Source organism: Nonomuraea aridisoli (genome assembly GCF_003236395.1).
Lineage (GTDB): Bacteria > Actinomycetota > Actinomycetes > Streptosporangiales > Streptosporangiaceae > Nonomuraea > Nonomuraea aridisoli.
Genome location: NZ_POUD01000004.1, coordinates 17,212 through 32,509, shown reverse-complemented (window position 1 = coordinate 32,509; position 15,298 = coordinate 17,212). Strand labels below are relative to the sequence as shown.

General features: G+C 73.3%; 12 protein-coding genes. 6 read left to right on the top strand and 6 right to left on the bottom strand.

The features are described 5' to 3' along the window. Positions 1-10 precede the first annotated feature (10 nt). From C1J01_RS01845 to C1J01_RS01830, 3 genes are all read right to left on the bottom strand, one after another. Positions 11-409, bottom strand: a complete 399-nt coding sequence (locus tag C1J01_RS01845; RefSeq protein ID WP_111175291.1) for a hypothetical protein — start codon at positions 407-409, stop codon at positions 11-13. Between the two features lie 164 nt (positions 410-573). Further along, a complete protein-coding gene (locus C1J01_RS01835; RefSeq protein ID WP_111175290.1) occupies positions 574-2,043 on the bottom strand; it encodes a tetratricopeptide repeat protein in 1,470 nt (489 codons plus the stop codon). Between the two features lie 18 nt (positions 2,044-2,061). Further along, positions 2,062-3,366: a LysM peptidoglycan-binding domain-containing protein gene (locus C1J01_RS01830; RefSeq protein ID WP_146615439.1), complete on the bottom strand. Its 1,305-nt coding sequence runs from the start codon at positions 3,364-3,366 to the stop codon at positions 2,062-2,064. A 133-nt stretch (positions 3,367-3,499) separates the two neighbouring features. Here C1J01_RS01830 and C1J01_RS01825 point away from each other — a divergent pair, with 133 nt between their 5' ends. Genes C1J01_RS01825 through C1J01_RS01815 form a run of 3 tightly spaced genes read left to right on the top strand, consistent with a single transcriptional unit; the run spans position 3,500 to position 8,793 of the window. Further along, positions 3,500-3,802 (top strand): WXG100 family type VII secretion target, encoded by a 303-nt coding sequence (locus C1J01_RS01825; protein WP_111175288.1) that lies wholly within the window; start codon positions 3,500-3,502, stop codon positions 3,800-3,802. 16 nt (positions 3,803-3,818) lie between these two features. Continuing rightward, positions 3,819-8,168 carry a type VII secretion EssC family protein gene (locus C1J01_RS01820; RefSeq protein WP_111175287.1) on the top strand — a complete coding sequence of 1,450 codons (4,350 nt, stop codon included), beginning with the start codon at positions 3,819-3,821 and terminating at the stop codon, positions 8,166-8,168. Between the two features lie 4 nt (positions 8,169-8,172). After that, positions 8,173-8,793, top strand: a complete 621-nt coding sequence (locus C1J01_RS01815; RefSeq protein ID WP_111175286.1) for a hypothetical protein — start codon at positions 8,173-8,175, stop codon at positions 8,791-8,793. 41 nt (positions 8,794-8,834) lie between these two features. Here C1J01_RS01815 and C1J01_RS01810 read toward each other — a convergent pair whose 3' ends face one another. Beyond that, positions 8,835-9,416 (bottom strand): TetR/AcrR family transcriptional regulator, encoded by a 582-nt coding sequence (locus tag C1J01_RS01810; RefSeq protein WP_111175285.1) that lies wholly within the window; start codon positions 9,414-9,416, stop codon positions 8,835-8,837. 58 nt (positions 9,417-9,474) lie between these two features. Here C1J01_RS01810 and C1J01_RS01805 point away from each other — a divergent pair, with 58 nt between their 5' ends. Then, positions 9,475-10,707: an MFS transporter gene (locus C1J01_RS01805; RefSeq protein ID WP_111175284.1), complete on the top strand. Its 1,233-nt coding sequence runs from the start codon at positions 9,475-9,477 to the stop codon at positions 10,705-10,707. A 160-nt stretch (positions 10,708-10,867) separates the two neighbouring features. Next, on the top strand, positions 10,868-11,737 hold the full coding sequence (locus tag C1J01_RS01800) for an LLM class F420-dependent oxidoreductase (RefSeq protein ID WP_111175283.1): 870 nt from the start codon (positions 10,868-10,870) through the stop codon (positions 11,735-11,737). 57 nt (positions 11,738-11,794) lie between these two features. On the opposite strand, the gene C1J01_RS01795 is transcribed toward C1J01_RS01800, so the two are convergent. Beyond that, entirely contained in the window at positions 11,795-12,709 is a 915-nt protein-coding gene (locus tag C1J01_RS01795; RefSeq protein ID WP_111175282.1) for an LLM class F420-dependent oxidoreductase, read from the bottom strand. A 108-nt stretch (positions 12,710-12,817) separates the two neighbouring features. Then, positions 12,818-13,321: an SET domain-containing protein gene (locus tag C1J01_RS01790; protein ID WP_111175281.1), complete on the bottom strand. Its 504-nt coding sequence runs from the start codon at positions 13,319-13,321 to the stop codon at positions 12,818-12,820. Positions 13,322-13,490: 169 nt separating this feature from the next. Here C1J01_RS01790 and C1J01_RS01785 point away from each other — a divergent pair, with 169 nt between their 5' ends. After that, positions 13,491-15,260, top strand: coding sequence for a protein kinase domain-containing protein (locus C1J01_RS01785; RefSeq protein ID WP_146615438.1), 1,770 nt, complete (start codon positions 13,491-13,493; stop codon positions 15,258-15,260). The last annotated feature ends 38 nt before the right edge of the window (positions 15,261-15,298 follow it).

The following is a 15,298-nucleotide window of genomic DNA, read 5'->3' as shown; positions in this document are numbered from 1 at the left end:
CTTCAGCGGTTCACCCGACGGACACCACGGTGCCGGTGCCGTCGGGGTATTCGAGGTAGCCGGTGTGCCGCCCGGTGCCGGTCAGGCCGGACCAGGAGAGCGTGAGGTCCATCGGCGTCCCCGGCGTCACCTCGGGGTGACGGGGCGAGAGCGTGAGGCTGCCGCTGCCGCCCTTGACGGGCACCGTGTTGACCTGCGTGGTGAACGACGTCTCCGCGACTCCGAACGAGAAGACGGCCAGCGCGTACCGGCCGGGCTCCGGCTCGACCACGGTGATCGCGGGGTCGTCGGGGTCGTCCGCCGTCACGACGATGACGCCGCCGTCGAAGATGGAGGTCGCGTCCTCCGGCAGGCGGACGAGCAGCGGCAGCAGCGAGCCGGCCGGCGCGTCGGTCCGTACGACGCTCAAGGCCGGCCTGAAGGACCAGGCCATCGCCCGGCAGCTGGGAGTGAGCGCGCGGACCGCCACCCGCCGGATCGCCACGATCATGACCAGGCTCGGCACGGAGACCCGCTTCCAGGCCGGCGCCGAAGCGGCCGCCCGCGGCTGGATCTGACGGCGGGCGAGCCCGGCTAGCTCGTGGTCGTCAGGCGGCGGCGGAACTCGGCGGTGGCGGTCTGGACGACCGCGTTCAGGTGTTCCAGCTCCTGTTCCGTGGGCTCGCGGCGCAGCTCGACGTTGAGGGAGAAGTCGCCGTCGGCGATGGTCACGTCGAGGCCGGCGAGCAGGTCCTGCGGCAGCCGGGCGAGGACGAACTCGCGGAACGCCTCCGCCATCGCGCCCGGCATGTCGCCGCAGCCGCACGAGCGGCCTTCCTTGATCGCGCCCAGGTGGCTGCGGCCGATGACCGCGTCGCGGTGCGCCACGTCGAGGGTGGCCAGCCCGGCCTCGACGACCTGGGCCGCCTCGGCCAGGCGTTCCTGGTGCTGGAGGAAGAGGCCGAGGGCGATCCGGGAGCGTCCGAGCAGCTCCGCGTCGCCGCTGAACTCGGCCGCCGCCACGGCCTCGCGCAGGCACGGCTCCGCCTCGCCCGTACGGCCGGCCTCCGACAGCGCGAGGCCCCAGTTCCGCAGCACCTGCGCGGTCAGCTCGGGACGGCCGATGCGCTCCGCGCGGGCCCGCGCCCGGGCGTACGTCACCAGGGCGCCGTCGAGGTCGCCGGCGTCGCTCTGCGCCATCGCCAGGCCCAGCTCGGCCATGAGCGCGTCGTCGTGCCTGCCCTGCCGCTCGTACGAGGCGAGCACCTTCTGGATCGCCTCGACCCGGCCGCTCTCGTCGTCGCCGTCGCGGCCGGCGTTGGCCAGCTGGGACAGCACGTTCAGCGTCATCTGGTGGTCGGGGCCGAGCCGTGCCTCCAGGGCCTCGGCGAGGCGGGGCAGCACGATCAGGTCGGAGCCGGGGTGTTCGCCGGTCTGGTTCAGCACGGCGCGGGCGATCTCCTCGACGATCTCGTCCGGCAGCTGCTCAAGCGCGGGGAAGGCGGGCTCCTGGTGGCCGGCGGCCGTCACGATCCGCGCCCGCAGCGCCAGCGCGGTGGCGACCCGCTCGTGCCCGTCGCGCCAGAAGATGCCGATGGTCTCCTCGACGGCCGCGCGGGCGCCGTGCAGGTCGCCGCGCCGGAACAGCACGTCGGCCAGCGGCTCCAGGCCGAAGGCGTAACCGGCGTGCTCGGGGCCGTAGAAGGCGAGGCGCTCGCGCAGGTTGTGGCGCAGCTCGGTCTCGGCCTCGTCGAGCCGCCCCGACATCGCCAGCACCATGCCGAGGTTGAGGCGGTAGGTCAGGAGGTCCTTGTGCGCCTCGCGGTCCTGGGGCGGCGGGATCGAGCAGGCGGCGCGATAGCACTCCACGGCCCGCTCGGGCTGGTCGGAGTTGAGCAGGACGGTGCCGAGATCGCACTGGGCGGACGCCCACTGCGGGGTGTCGCGGCCGTACTGGAGCTCGGTGGTGTGCAGCTCACGCACCATGAGTTGTTCGGCGTCGACCAGACGGCCCTCCCGGAGCAGGGCGAAGGCCAGATCGAGCGACGTGGGTGAGGTCGGCATGGCGCAGGAGCATATAGCTCAAAGCCGACAGGATGGAGCCGTCACGGTGACGTTCAGGGCGGGGATGGTGACGTCGCCGTCGGCGGCGGCGTGCCAGCGCCAGTGGGCCCCGTCGACGTCGCCGCAGACCAGGCCCGTCCAGCCGAGCCCGCTCGCGGCGCACACGGCGTGCAGCCGCTCGGTCTCCTGCGCCGTGGGCGTGCCGGTCACCACCAGCAGCCCGCGCAGGTCGCGGCGGCGGGCCGTGGCGCGTACGGCGCCGCCGCCGCGGGCTGAGGGCCAGGGCGGCGCCTGGTGGAAGAGCTCGGCGGGGTCGACCAGGGTCGCGCCGGGCGGCAGGGCGGTGGGCGGGGCCCCGACGACGGCGACCGGCAGGCCGGGATGGGTGCGCAGGACGTCGGCCATCAGCCCGTGCACGACGTCGCGGGCGACGTCCGCGTCCCCGGTGAGGCTGAGGATGCCGTCGAGGCGGCCGAGGTTCACGAAGACCTGGCCGCCGTCGTCGCGTACGCCGGCCCGCGCGAGCGGCGCGGCCACCGCCGGCCCGCTCAGCGTCGTCCGGGCGGGCGCCTGCCGGGAGGCCAGCCGCCACCGGGCCCGGTCCACCGGCTCCCACGGGGCCGGGGGCCAGGCGGCGGTGTCGACCCAGGCCGTCACGTCCTCGCGGTTCACCACGACCGCGTGCACGGAGCCGCGCGCCGAGGGCTCGCGCGCCGCCAGGTCCTGTACGGCGCGGGCGGCCCGCGCCGGGGTCTCCAGGTCCTGGGCCAGGACCTGCGTCAGGGACGCCCGGTAACGGCGCCGGCGCGAACGCCGTACCGGATCGCCGAGCCGGTACGCCCGGCGGCCCACGGCACGGGCGGCGGCGCGCAGCCTGCGCCGGGCCAGCACCCCGGCCGTGACCAGGCCCAGCAGGACGGCCACCACCGCCGCGATCGCGGCGGGCAGCGGGATGCCGAGCCCGGCGACGCTGGTCGTCTCGCGGGCCATCCGGACCTCGGGGCCGCTCGCGTCCTTGGGCAGGCGCAGCAGCCAGCCGGGGTGGAGGTCGGCCGGGTCGGCGAGGGCGCCGCCGTCGGCCTGCAGCCGGTTCTGGTTGAGGGCGAAGATCTCGCTCCACCGACCCGGGTCGCCGAGGGTGCGCTGGGCGATCGAGCGCAGGTTCTCCGGCAGGCCGCCGTTCTGGTCGGGGGTCTTGACGACGTACACCTTCACGAGATCGCCGTCGGGGGCGGCGAGCGCGGGCGGCGCGGGCCAGAGCAGCGCGCCCAGCGCCAGCAGCACCGCGAGTGCGAGCTGAGCAGGCGGAACGCGATGCAGCACAGAAGTTTTCACCCTCAAAATTCCACCTGCTACCTTTCTCCCGGTGCGTCAGTGTACAAGTGACGCCTGGGGCTGGAGAGGCGTCCCGCCCCCGTGATCCGCCACGTCTCGATCCCCGACCAGAGGAGTCCCGATGCCCGACTTCACCGTTGATCTCAACCAGACGGCCCAGACGTCCGACGCGCTGAGCGCCGCCTTCACCGACCTGCAGGACCGGCTCAACGGCGTGCGCACCCAGGTGCAGGCGCTGCTCAGCGAGGGCTTCCAGACCCCCACCGCGCAGCAGGCGATGCAGGCCCGGTTCGACGAGTTCAGCAAGGGCTTCGAGCAGGTGACGCAGAGCCTGCAGGACATGAGCCAGGTGCTGAAGACGGCCGGCACCAGCTTCCAGGAGGCCGACCAGCAGATCGCCAGCCAGTTCACGGCCACCGCCTGACGAGGAAGTCCCGACCGTGCGCATCAACGTCAGCGTCCGCGACGCGCGGAGTCCGAAGACGCCGGCGGCCGTCGTCGTCGAGGCCGAGCCATCCGCCCGCGTGGGGGAGCTCGCCGCGGAGTTGGCCCGGGTCGTGTCACCCCACGGCGTGCCGGAGGCGCCCGCGCTGTACGTCGGCCCGCACCCCGCGGACCCGGCGGCGACGCTGGCGGAGGCAGGCGTACGGGACGGGCTCGACCTGGGCCTCGGCGTTCCGCCGCCCGTGCGCGAGGACGCCGAGGGCACGGTCGAGCTCCGAGTGGTGAGCGGCCCCGGCGCCGGCACGGTCTACCGGCTGCCGCCGGGTGACTACGACATCGGGAGCGCACCCGCCTGCCGGGTCCGCCTCGACGGGGCCGCTCCTCCGGTGGCCGTGCGCGTGCTCGTCCGGGTGGACGCCTCCGTCGAGGTCACCCCGGCGGGCGGCGCGCTGCTGGACGGCGAGACCCTGTCGGGCGCCGCCGCCTGGCCCGAGGGCAGTCAGCTGGAGGCGGGCGCCAACCTGCTGGAGCTGTCCACGACCACGCCGAACCGGGCCCCGCTGACACCCGACGGGCTGAGCCTGGAGTTCAACCGGCCGCCGCGGTTCGTCCCCGACACCGCGTCGCCGCACTTCCAGCTGCCGGCGCCGCCGGACAAGCCGCAGCGGCGCGTCCTGCCGCTGCTGCCGATCCTGCTGGTGCCCGCGCTGGCCGCCGTCGTCGCGATCGTGGTGACCGGTACGTGGGCGTTCGTCTTCTTCGCGCTGCTGTCACCGATCGGCGCGCTGCTGACGCAGTCCGGCAACCGCAAGCAGAGCCGGGTCGGCTACGAGGAGCAGCTCGCCGAGCACGAGAAACGTGTGGCCCGCGTCCGCGCGGACATCACCGCCGCCGTCCTGGCCGAGCAGCACAACCGGCGGCTGGCGCTGCCCGACCCGGCCTCGCTGCTGCGGATGGCCGCGCTGCCGTCGGAACGGCTGTGGGAGCGGCGCCGCCACGACCCCGACTTCCTCACCGTCCGCGTCGGCACCGCCGAGGTGCCCGCCACGATCACCGTGGAGGACCGGGCGCAGGAGGAGTACCGGCGGCGGGCCTCGCCGATGCTGAAGGACGTGCCGGTGCCGGTGTCCGTACGCGACGGCGGCGTGGTGGGCCTCGCCGGGGAGCCGGCCGGGTCGCTGGCCTGCTGGCTGGTGGCCCAGGCCGCCGTCCTGCACAGCCCGGCCGACCTGCGCGTCTGCGTGCTGACCTCGGCCGCCGGCGAGCGGGCCTGGTCGTGGACGCGCTGGCTGCCGCACACCCGGCCGCAGGGCGAGGACACGTACGCGTTCGTCGGCACCGGCGCCGAGTCGGTCGCCCGGCGGCTCGGCGAGCTGGGCCGGCTGGTGGCCGCCCGGCTCGCCGCGGGCGCCGGCCCGTCCGGCCCGTCCGTGCTCGTCGTCATGGAGGACGCCCGCCGCGTGCGCACCCTGCCGGGCGTCGTGACGCTGCTGCGCGACGGCCCGTCCGTCGGCGTCTACACCGTCTGCCTGGAGGCCGAGGAGCGGCTGCTGCCCGAGGAGTGCGGCGCCGTCGTCGCCCCCGGCGAGGGCGGTCTCACCGTACGGACCCGCGGCGCCGTGGCCATGACCCGGGTACGCCCCGATTCGCCCCGCCCCGACTGGTACGACGAGGTCGCCCGCGCCCTGGCTCCCCTGCGGGCGGCCGGCCGTTCGGAGGAGGCGGGGGCGGCGCTGCCCGACGCCGTCCGGCTGCTGGACGTCCTGCGCGTCGAACCGCCTGCCCCCGAGACGATCCTGGCCCGCTGGACGGCCTCGGGACGCGGCACCCGGGCCGTGCTCGGCACCGGCCTCGACGGCGACTTCACCGTCGACCTGGTACGCGACGGCCCGCACGCGCTGATCGCCGGGACGACCGGCTCCGGCAAGTCCGAGCTGCTCCAGACCCTGGTGGCCTCCCTCGCGGTGGCGAACCGGCCCGACGAGATGACGTTCGTGCTGGTCGACTACAAGGGCGGCAGCGCGTTCGCCGAGTGCGCGGACCTGCCGCACACGGTCGGCCTGGTGACCGACCTCGACACCCACCTCGTCGAGCGGGCGCTGGTCTCGCTGGGCGCGGAGCTGCGGCGCCGCGAGCAGCTGCTGGCCCGGGCCGGTGCCAAGGACCTGCCCGACTACCAGGACAGACGCGCCCGGGACGGTTCCTTGGCGCCGTTGCCGCGACTGCTGCTGGTCATCGACGAGTTCGCCTCGATGGTGCGGGAGCTGCCCGACTTCGTCAGCGGGCTGGTCAACATCGCGCAGCGCGGGCGGTCGCTCGGCATCCACCTCGTCCTCGCGACCCAGCGGCCCGCGGGCGCGGTGACGGCGGACATCCGGGCCAACACGAACCTGCGCATCGCGCTGCGCACCACCGACGTCAACGAGAGCCGCGACATCATCGACGCGCCCGACGCGGGGGAGATCTCGCCGCGTACGCCGGGACGGGCGTTCGCGCGGCTCGGACCCGCCGCCCTGCTGCCGTTCCAGGCGGGACGGGTGGGCGGGCGGCGGCCCGCGTACGAGGTGAGCGCCGACGGCGCCGCGGTGCGCGTGGTGCGCGTGGACTGGCGGGAGCTCGGCGGGCCCGTCACCCAGACGCCGGCCCGCGCGGCCGCCGCCGGGCAGGGCACCGCCACCGACCTGGCCGTGCTCACCGAGGCGATCGCCGCGGCCGCCCGGACGGCGGGCATCCCGCGCCAGGCCAGCCCCTGGCTCCCGGCCCTGCCCGACATCCTGCACCTGTCCGACCTGCCCCCGGCCGAGCTCAAGTCGGACGGGCTGCCGGCGGTCGGTTACGGGCTGGTGGACCTGCCCGGCGAGCAGCGCCGCGCCGAGCTCGTCCTCGACCTCGACCGCACCGGCCACCTGCACGTCATCGGCTCACCGCGCACCGGCAGATCGCAGGTCCTGCGCACGCTCGCCGCCGCACTCGCCCGCGCGCACGGCGTCGCGGACCTCCACCTGTACGGCATCGACTGCGGCAACGGCGCGCTGAACGCCCTGAACGCGCTTCCTCACTGCGGGACGGTCGTCGACCGCACCGAGATCGAGCGCCTCGGAAGGCTGCTCGACCGGCTCGTGGCCGAGCTCGCCGCCCGCCAGGCGCTCCTCGGCGGACGCGGCGTCGCCGACCTCGCCGAGCTGCGCCGCCTCCTCCCGCCGGCCGAACGCCCGCCGCACGTCGTCGTGCTGCTTGACCGGTTCGAGGTGTTCGAACGCGACTACGCCGTCCACGACAACGGCAGCTACCTGACGCGCCTGGTCCGCCTCATGCGCGACGGCGCCGCCGCCGGGATCCACCTCGTGCTCGCCGGCGACCGGCTGCTCGGCTCCAGCCGGTACGCCGGCACCACCGAGGACCGGATCGTGCTGCGCCTCAACGACCGCGGCGACTACAACGTGATCGGACTCAGCGCCAGGAACGTGCCCGAGCAGTTGCCGCCCGGCCGCGGCATCAGGGCGCGAGACCTGAGCGAGGTCCAGATCGCCGTCCTCGGCCCCGACCTCACCGGCTCGGGGCAGGCCCGTGCGCTGGCGGCCCTCGGTCAGGAGCTGACCGCCCGCGAGAGCGGCGTGCCGTCCGGGCGACGGCCGATGCGCCTCGACGTGCTGCCCGACGTGATCTCGTACGCCGAGGCCCGTGCGCTGCGCGGCCCCGGCGGGCTCTCCCCCACGCGGCCGATGGCCGGCGTCGGCGGCGACACGCTGAGCGTGCTCGGCCCCGACCTGGCGGAGGTGCCGACGTTCGTGGTCGCCGGGCCGCCCCGCTCGGGGCGCAGCACCGCGCTGGCCGCCATCGCCTCATCGCTGCTGGAGGCGGGCGCGGGGCTGATCGTCCTGACCCCGGCGCGCTCGCCGCTGCGGCGGCTCTCCGGGGCCTCGGGCGTCGCCGCCGTCCTCGCGGACGCGGAGATCACCCAGGCCGCCTTCCGGGAGGCGCTGCGCAAGGTGCCCGAGGAGTACGGCGTCATCGTCGTGGACGACGCCGAGCTGCTCGCCCGCTCCGACCTCGAACCGGACCTGACCCTGCTCGCCCGGGGCGGCGCGGGGCCCGGCTGGGGCGTGGTCGCGGGCGGCAACGCGGAGGTGCTCTCCACGACCCTGGGCGGCTGGATCGCCCAGGTCAAGCGCAACCGTTCGGGCCTGCTGCTCTCGCCGCAGAACTTCGCCGAAGGGGAGCTGGTGGGCGTGCGGCTGTCCCGGGGCGTCATCGGCCAGCCGATCCAGCCGGGTCGCGGCCACCTGCACCTCGGCGACGGCGCCCTGCGCACGGTCCAGGTCCCGGACACCCGGTTCGAGGAGTGACACGATGCCCTTCACCCACGACCGGCGCACCCACGTAGGCGTGCGGCTGGCGGCCGCCTGCCTCTTCGCCCTGCTCGGCACGTCCGCCTGCGCCAAGACCCTCGTCCTCGTGGACGCGGAGCCCACCGCCTCGGCCACGCCACCGTCCTCGTCCGTCCCGAACACCGGCCTGCAACTGGTCGGCGGCACGGCCGCGGAGCACGGCCTGACCGGCGACGGCGGCACCCCGGTGGGCGCGATCCCGCAGCCGCAACCGGCCAAGTGGGTGCAGCTCGCCGTCGCCTCGTCCGACGCCGTCGGCGCGTACCTGACGGACGTGAACGGCTCCACCCTCTACCGCTCCGACCACGACGCCCCGAACGTGTCGAGCTGCGCCGACGCCTGCGCGCTGGTCTTCCCCCCGGTCACCATCCGGGAGGGCGGCAAGGTCTACCTCTCCCCGGGGGTCGACCCGTCCGCCGTCGGAGCCATCCAGCGCCCGGACGGAACCATCCAGCTCACCATCGGCGGCCGGCCCGTCTACCGCCACACGGGTGACACCCGGCCGGGCGACATGCGCGGCCGGGGAGCCGACGACGCCTGGTACCCCATCGCCCCCACCGGAGCCAAGGCCACACCCCACTGATCCCCACTACGGTGACCGTCGTGGAACCGGGAAGGGCGTGGTCAGGTCGCAGATGTCGCGAGCGTCTTGATCGTGAAGTCGATCGCTGCGGCGAGCCGTTGGGGGTCGTGTCCGGCGCGTTCGCGTACGCGCAGTCCGAGCACCGTCGTGAACAGCAACTCCACTGCGGCGTCGACGTCCAATGCGGCGGGCAGGTCGCCGTCGCGGATGCCGCGGCGCAGCAGTGACGCCAGGGTTCGCCTGGTGACTTCGAACGCGGCCTCGGTCCTCTGCCGCACCTCGGGGTCGGTGGTGCCGAGTTCGGCAGCCGTATTGACCACGAAGCAGCCGCGACCGGCCTCGTGGCTGATCATCCAGATCAACCACTCCCGCAGGACTTCGAGGCTGGGACCGGGGGCGCTGAGCTGCTCTTCGGCTTGCGTGGACTCCGTCGCCCGATAGTGGTCCAGCGTCCGCAAGAACAGTGTGCGCTTGTCGTTGAAGGCCCGATACAGGCTGCTCTGCTTGAGTCTGAGCTCGGCGCCCAGGTCGCGGACGGACGTGGCGTTGTAGCCGCGGCGCCGGAACAGGTCGGTCGCCTTGGCGATCACGTCTTGCTCGTCGAACTCCCTGGGCCGTGCCATGGTCGCCACTCTACCAACGTTGTGGAGCGATCGCTCCCGTATTAGGGTGTGCCGTCATATGGGAGCGATCGCTCCCGAATTAGAGGGGAGACACGACGTGACGGCAACGGACCCTGCGACGACCGGGCGAGACGCGTCGGCGAAGAATCATTGGTTCGCGGTGTCCGCCGTGGCCTTCGGCACATTTCTCCTGGTGACGGCCGAGCAGCTCCCCATCGGACTGCTCAGCCCCGTCGGATCGGCACTGTCGGTTTCCGAGGGGGCGGCAGGTCTGATGGTCACGGTCCCCAGCATCGTCGCCGCCGTCGCCGCACCGGTGGTCCCGGTACTCGTCGGCAGGATGGATCGCCGGCTCTTGCTCGTCGCCCTGATGGGGCTCATGACGCTCGCCAACCTGGCCTCCGCCCTGGCCCCGAACTATGCGCTCCTGATCAGCGCCCGCGTGCTGGTCGGGGTGGCGATCGGCGGGTTCTGGGCCATCGCCGGGGGTCTGGCCGTCCGGCTCGTCTCCGCCCCGCTCGTACCGCGGGCCACGGCGATCATCTTCGGCGGCGTCGGGGCAGCGAACGTCTTCGGCGTCCCCATCGGCACGGTGATCGGCGGGCTGGCGAGCTGGCGGATCGCGTTCGGAGCGCTGAGCGCGCTCGCCCTGGTCGTACTGATCGCCTTGCTGGCCGTGCTGCCACCGTTGACCGCTGCTCAGCCCGTCGGCCTGCGGCGGCTGGCCGACCAGTTCCGCAATCAGGGCGTCCGGGTCGGCATCCTGGCGACCTTCCTCATCGTGACCGGCCACTTCGCGGCCTACACGTTCATCAGCCCGGTGCTGCAGGAGTTGTCCGGCATCGACGCGCGACTCATCGGGCCTCTGCTGTTCGGATTCGGCATAGCGGGCGTCGCAGGGAACTTCATCGCGGGTGCCGCCGTGGCGAAGAGGCTCCATGCAACGGTCCTCACCATCGCCGCCGCCTTGGGGGTGACCGTGCTGCTCTACCCCATGGCAGGGCTCACCGCCGCGGGCGGGGCGGTGCTGCTCATCGGCTGGGGCCTGGTGTACGGCGGAGTCTCCACGAGCCTCCAGACGTGGATGATCAGGTCCGCGCCACAAGCGGTCGAGGAGTCCTCCGCTCTGTGGGTGGCGGTGTTCAATCTCTCGATCGGTCTCGGCGCGCTGGCCGGCGGCACAATCGTCGATGCCCTGCCACTCCAGGGGATCCTCTGGCTCGCCGGCGTTCTCGTCCTGGTGGCCGGGCTGGCAGTGTGGAGTGCACGCCGAAACGACAACCTTCGATGAGACCCATCTCGCCGAACCGCTGTCACGTTCGCCGCGCATCGAAGAGAAGCTTGCTGTCGTCTGACGCCGGCCGGCCGGCTCGGAGCGTCGGCGGGCGGTGATGCGGGGCCGCGGGTGATGATGGTCGTTCATCGAGCAGGATCTTCGGGCGGAGCCATATATGCAGATCGGTGTCGTCTTTCCGCAGACCGAGATGGGCGGGGACGTCGGCGCGGTGCGCGCCTACGGGCAGCGGGTGGAGGAGCTGGGTTTCCGGCACCTCATCGCCTTCGACCACGTCGTCGGAGCCGACCCCGCCGTGCACAAGGGCTGGCAGGGGCCCTACGACGTGCGGTCCACGTTCCACGAGCCGATGGTGCTCTTCGGCTTCCTCGCCGCGATCACCTCGCTGGAGCTCGTCACCAGCATCATCATCCTGCCGCAGCGGCAGACGGCGCTGGTGGCCAAGCAGGCGGCCGAGATCGACCTGCTGACGTCCGGGCGGTTCCGGTTCGGCGTGGGGCTGGGGTGGAACGCGGTCGAGTACGAGGCGCTCGGCCAGGACTTCGGCAGCCGGGGCAGGCGCGTCGAGGAGCAGGTCGAGCTGCTGCGCCGGCTCTGGACGGAGGAGTCGATCACGTTCGAGGGCCGGTTCGACCGGGTGACCGGGGCGGGGCTGGCGCCGCTGCCGGTGCAGCGGCCGATCCCGCTCTGGTTCGGCGGGCAGTCGCCCCGGGCGTACCAGCGGGCCGGACGGCTGGCCGACGGGTGGTTCCCGCAGATGGGGCCGGGCCCGGAGCTGGACGAGGCGAAGGCCATGGTCGAGCAGGCCGCCTCCGAGGCGGGGCGCGATCCGTCGGCGCTCGGCATGGAGGGCCGCCTCGGCTGGACGCGCGACGCGGACGAACTGGCCGCCACGGCGCGCAGGTGGGAGGAGTCCGGCGCCACGCACATCGCGATCAACACCATGAACGCCGGGCTGCGCACCCCCGACGACCACCTCGCCGCCCTGGAATCCGCCGCCGAGACCCTGGGCCTGTCGAAGAGGTGACGTCCTCCAAGACGGCAGAGGGCTGCCCAGGGGCAGCCCTCTCACCCGAACGGAGTGTCAGGAGGCGATGACGTCGGATTCGGCCAGGATGCGGAGGTGTTCGAGCATCTGCTGGGAGGTGTCGGCGAGGGGCTGGATGCACACGTGGTCGGCGCCCGCGTCGAGGTGGGCCCGTACGCGCTCGATCACCTTCTCCGGCTCGCCCCACACCACGAGGGCGTCCACCAGCGCGTCGCTGCCGGCGCCCTCGAGGTCGGCGTCGTCCCAGCCCAGGGCGCGCAGGTTGTTCACGTAGTTGGGCATGGCGAGGTAGCGCGAGGTGAACCGGCGACCCACCTCCCGCGCCCGCTCGGGGTCGGTCTCCAGGAGCACCGTCTGCTCGGGCGCCAGCACGGGATCGGGGCCGAGGATCTCGCGGGCGCGCGCGGTGTGCTCGGGGGTGACGAAGTACGGGTGCGCCCCCTGCGCCCGCGACGCCGCGAGCTCCAGCATGTTCGGCCGCAACGCCGCCAGCAGCCGCGGCGCGGGCTGCGGGAGCGGGCCTTGGTACTCGGCCTGGTCCATGCCGTCAAGATAGGTGCGCATCGCCGAGACGGGCTTGCCGTAGTCGTGCCCCCGGGTGTTCACCAACGGCGCGTGGCTCACCCCCAGGCCCAGCACGAACCGGCCGTCATACGCCTCCGTCAAGGTGTTCGCCGCGTTCGCCGCGGCCACCGCGTCACGCGACCAGATGCTGGCGATGCCCGTGGCGATCAGCAACGACCGCGTGCCGCCCAGCAACACCGCCGAGTGCGTGAACGCCTCCTTGCTGATCGGAACCTCACCGACCCAGAGGGTGCCAAAGCCGAGACTCTCGATCTCCGCGGCGGCGTCCCGCTCGAACGCCGCCGACTCCCGGCTCAACATGCCGGTCCAGACCCCGACCCGCCCCATACGTCGCTTCAGCTCCGCGACGTCAACGCTCCCGGACATCCCACTCCACCACCTTGCTCATCACAGGGATCGCATCATTACATCTGCCCCCGTATAGCCATGCAGTGTCCTGTTCTCATCCCAGGGCCGCTCAACGGATGTCCCGGATCAGCCGTGGGCGGCGATGCGGGCGAGGAGGGGTGGGCTCCAGTGCTCGCCGTACGCCGCCCGCAGGCGTGGCAGGCGCCAGTCGCGGCCGGAGACGACGCCGCGGCACAGGGCCGTGCCGCAGCGGCACTCCATCGACCAGCTCTCCACCCCGGTGTGCGTGGCGTAGTCGATGGTCAGCTCCTCCCCCGGCTCGACGGCGCGCCGGGCCACCACCGTGGTGGCGTCACGGTGCCAGAGGTTGGGGTCGCAGGAGTGGTTGCCGCGGCTGACCGGATGGTCGACGTCGAGCAGCAGGTGGACGCCCTCCGCGACGGTCATGCTGCTGTACGGCGGCGCGAGCCGGGCCAGGGTGGCGTCGTCGATGGCCTGACCGCCGAACCGCATCACGACCTCGTCGGGGCGGATCGGCGCGACGGCGAACAGCCCGGTGCCGTGGATCGTGGACGGACCGATCACGGCGCTCGGCGTGAGCCGGCACGCGGACGCGTACGTTCCGCTCATGCACTCGAGCCTACGGGACACGTACCGGGCGATTCCCCTCTTTTCGGACTTACTTCCCAGTACGCGGCTACTCTGATCGCGACATGGAAAGATCGTCCGACTCTTGCGGAGTGGTGCTGTGACCGTCCATCGCGCGCCGGAACACGGGCAGCTCGGTGAACACCGAATCTTGAGCGTCCTGGGGGAGGGCGGCCAGGGCACGGTCTACCTGGGTGAGGCCCCCGGCGGCCTGCGGGTGGCGATCAAAGTTCTGCACCGCAAACTCGCGGCCGACCCCGAGACGCGGCGCCGGTTCCTGCGCGAGGCGGAGGTCGCGGCGCGCGTCGCCGCCTTCTGCACGGCCCGGATCATCGGCACGGGTCTGGTGGGCGAGCAACCGTACATCGTCAGCGAATACGTCCCCGGCCCGTCCCTGGACGAGCTGGTCAAGCGCGACGGGCCCCGGAGGGGCAGCGGGCTGGAACGGCTGGCGGTCTCCACGCTGACCGCGCTCGCCTCGATCCACGCCGCCGGCGTCGTGCACCGCGACTTCAAGCCGGCCAACGTGATCCTCGGCCCGGAGGGGCCGGTCGTGATCGACTTCGGCATCGCCCGCGCGTTCGACCACGTGACCACCAACACGCAGGTGACCGGCACGCCGTCGTACATGTCGCCGGAGCAGTTCGCCAACCGGCCGCTCACCCCGGCCTCCGACATGTTCTCGTGGGCCGGGAGCATGGTCTTCGCCGCGACCGGGCACAGCGCCTTCCCCGGCTCGGCGATCCCCGTGATCCTTCACGGCATCCTGAACGGCGAGCCCAAAGTGTCGGGCGTGCCGGAGCCGCTGCGTCCCCTGGTGCTCGCCTGCCTGGCCAAGGACCCGGCGGTGCGCCCGTCCGCCGACCAGGTGCTGCGCGCCCTCACCGGCGGCGGCCCCTTGCCACGGCCGTACAACCAGCATGAGATCACCAACGCTTCCGGGCGGTCGCGCCGGCGGCGTTCCAAGGGGGCCGTGCTCGCGGTGGCGGCCGGGGGCGCGGCGCTGCTCGTGACGGCGGGTGTGCTGGTGGTGCCGTCCTGGCTCAGCGGCCGGGAGACGCCGGCCCTCGCACAGGGGAACCAGCCGTCGGCCGCGCAGCCGAGCCCGCCGGCGGTCGCGATGCCGCTCTCGTCGTCGGTCGCGAAGCCGCTCAAGTCGCCGAGCACGAAGCCGAGCCGATCGCCGTCCGTGAAGCCGAGCCGGTCGCCGAGCACGAAGCCGAGCCGGTCGGCGTCCGCGAAGCCGAGCCGATCGTCGTCCGTGCAGCCGGTCCAGCCGGAGAGCCCGTCGGCCCGCGTGCGGCCGGGTGCCACGCTCGATTTGGGAGCGCTCCCGGTGGTCGCCCTCGACGACCGGTTCGCCGGAGGCGCCTCCGGCGGGTACGTCACGTACCAGCCGTTCTCCGGCGAGGATCTGCCCGACGTCACCGTCGGCAACGGGCGCTTCAGGGGGACCGGCACGGAGCCGTACTTCGGCCTGATGGCCGGAGGGAGGGCGCTCGCCTCCGACCAGGCGGTCAGCGTGGTGACCATAGGCTCGTTCGCCGAGACCGGCAAGCAGGAGGACAGCGTCTTCGTCGGCTGGATCAAGGACGACAGCGACTACGCCACCGCCTGGTACAACAACACCCGTGGGACCACCGGGTTCGACGTTCGCGTGAACGGTGAGTTCCTCGACGTGGCGGACCAGATCCCGGCCACCCTGCAGCCGGGAGACCGCCTCGCCGTGCTGCTGACCGGTGAGACGCTCACGTCGTACGCCGAGCACGCCGGCACGTGGCGGCGCCTGTACACCACCTCCATCGCCGGCGCGCTGACGACCGCCGAGGTCCGCAGCCGGTTCCGCTACGGATTCGGCCTGCGCGCCACCACCGGGACCATCACCGTCACCGGGATGGAGGGCCGAAGCGCGCGACCGTAGGAAAGCCTTAAGGGATCCGTAAACCGTCCCCGCCAAGC

Excerpts from the sequence above, each read along its gene's own strand:
- C1J01_RS01835 (WP_111175290.1), bottom strand. The coding sequence starts at position 2,043 with ATGCCGACCTCACCCACGTCGCTCGATCTGGCCTTCGCCCTGCTCCGG.
- C1J01_RS01825 (WP_111175288.1), top strand. The coding sequence starts at position 3,500 with ATGCCCGACTTCACCGTTGATCTCAACCAGACGGCCCAGACGTCCGAC.
- C1J01_RS01815 (WP_111175286.1), top strand. The coding sequence starts at position 8,173 with ATGCCCTTCACCCACGACCGGCGCACCCACGTAGGCGTGCGGCTGGCG.
- C1J01_RS01810 (WP_111175285.1), bottom strand. The coding sequence starts at position 9,416 with ATGGCACGGCCCAGGGAGTTCGACGAGCAAGACGTGATCGCCAAGGCG.
- C1J01_RS01805 (WP_111175284.1), top strand. The coding sequence starts at position 9,475 with ATGGGAGCGATCGCTCCCGAATTAGAGGGGAGACACGACGTGACGGCA.
- C1J01_RS01800 (WP_111175283.1), top strand. The coding sequence starts at position 10,868 with ATGCAGATCGGTGTCGTCTTTCCGCAGACCGAGATGGGCGGGGACGTC.
- C1J01_RS01795 (WP_111175282.1), bottom strand. The coding sequence starts at position 12,709 with ATGTCCGGGAGCGTTGACGTCGCGGAGCTGAAGCGACGTATGGGGCGG.
- C1J01_RS01790 (WP_111175281.1), bottom strand. The coding sequence starts at position 13,321 with ATGAGCGGAACGTACGCGTCCGCGTGCCGGCTCACGCCGAGCGCCGTG.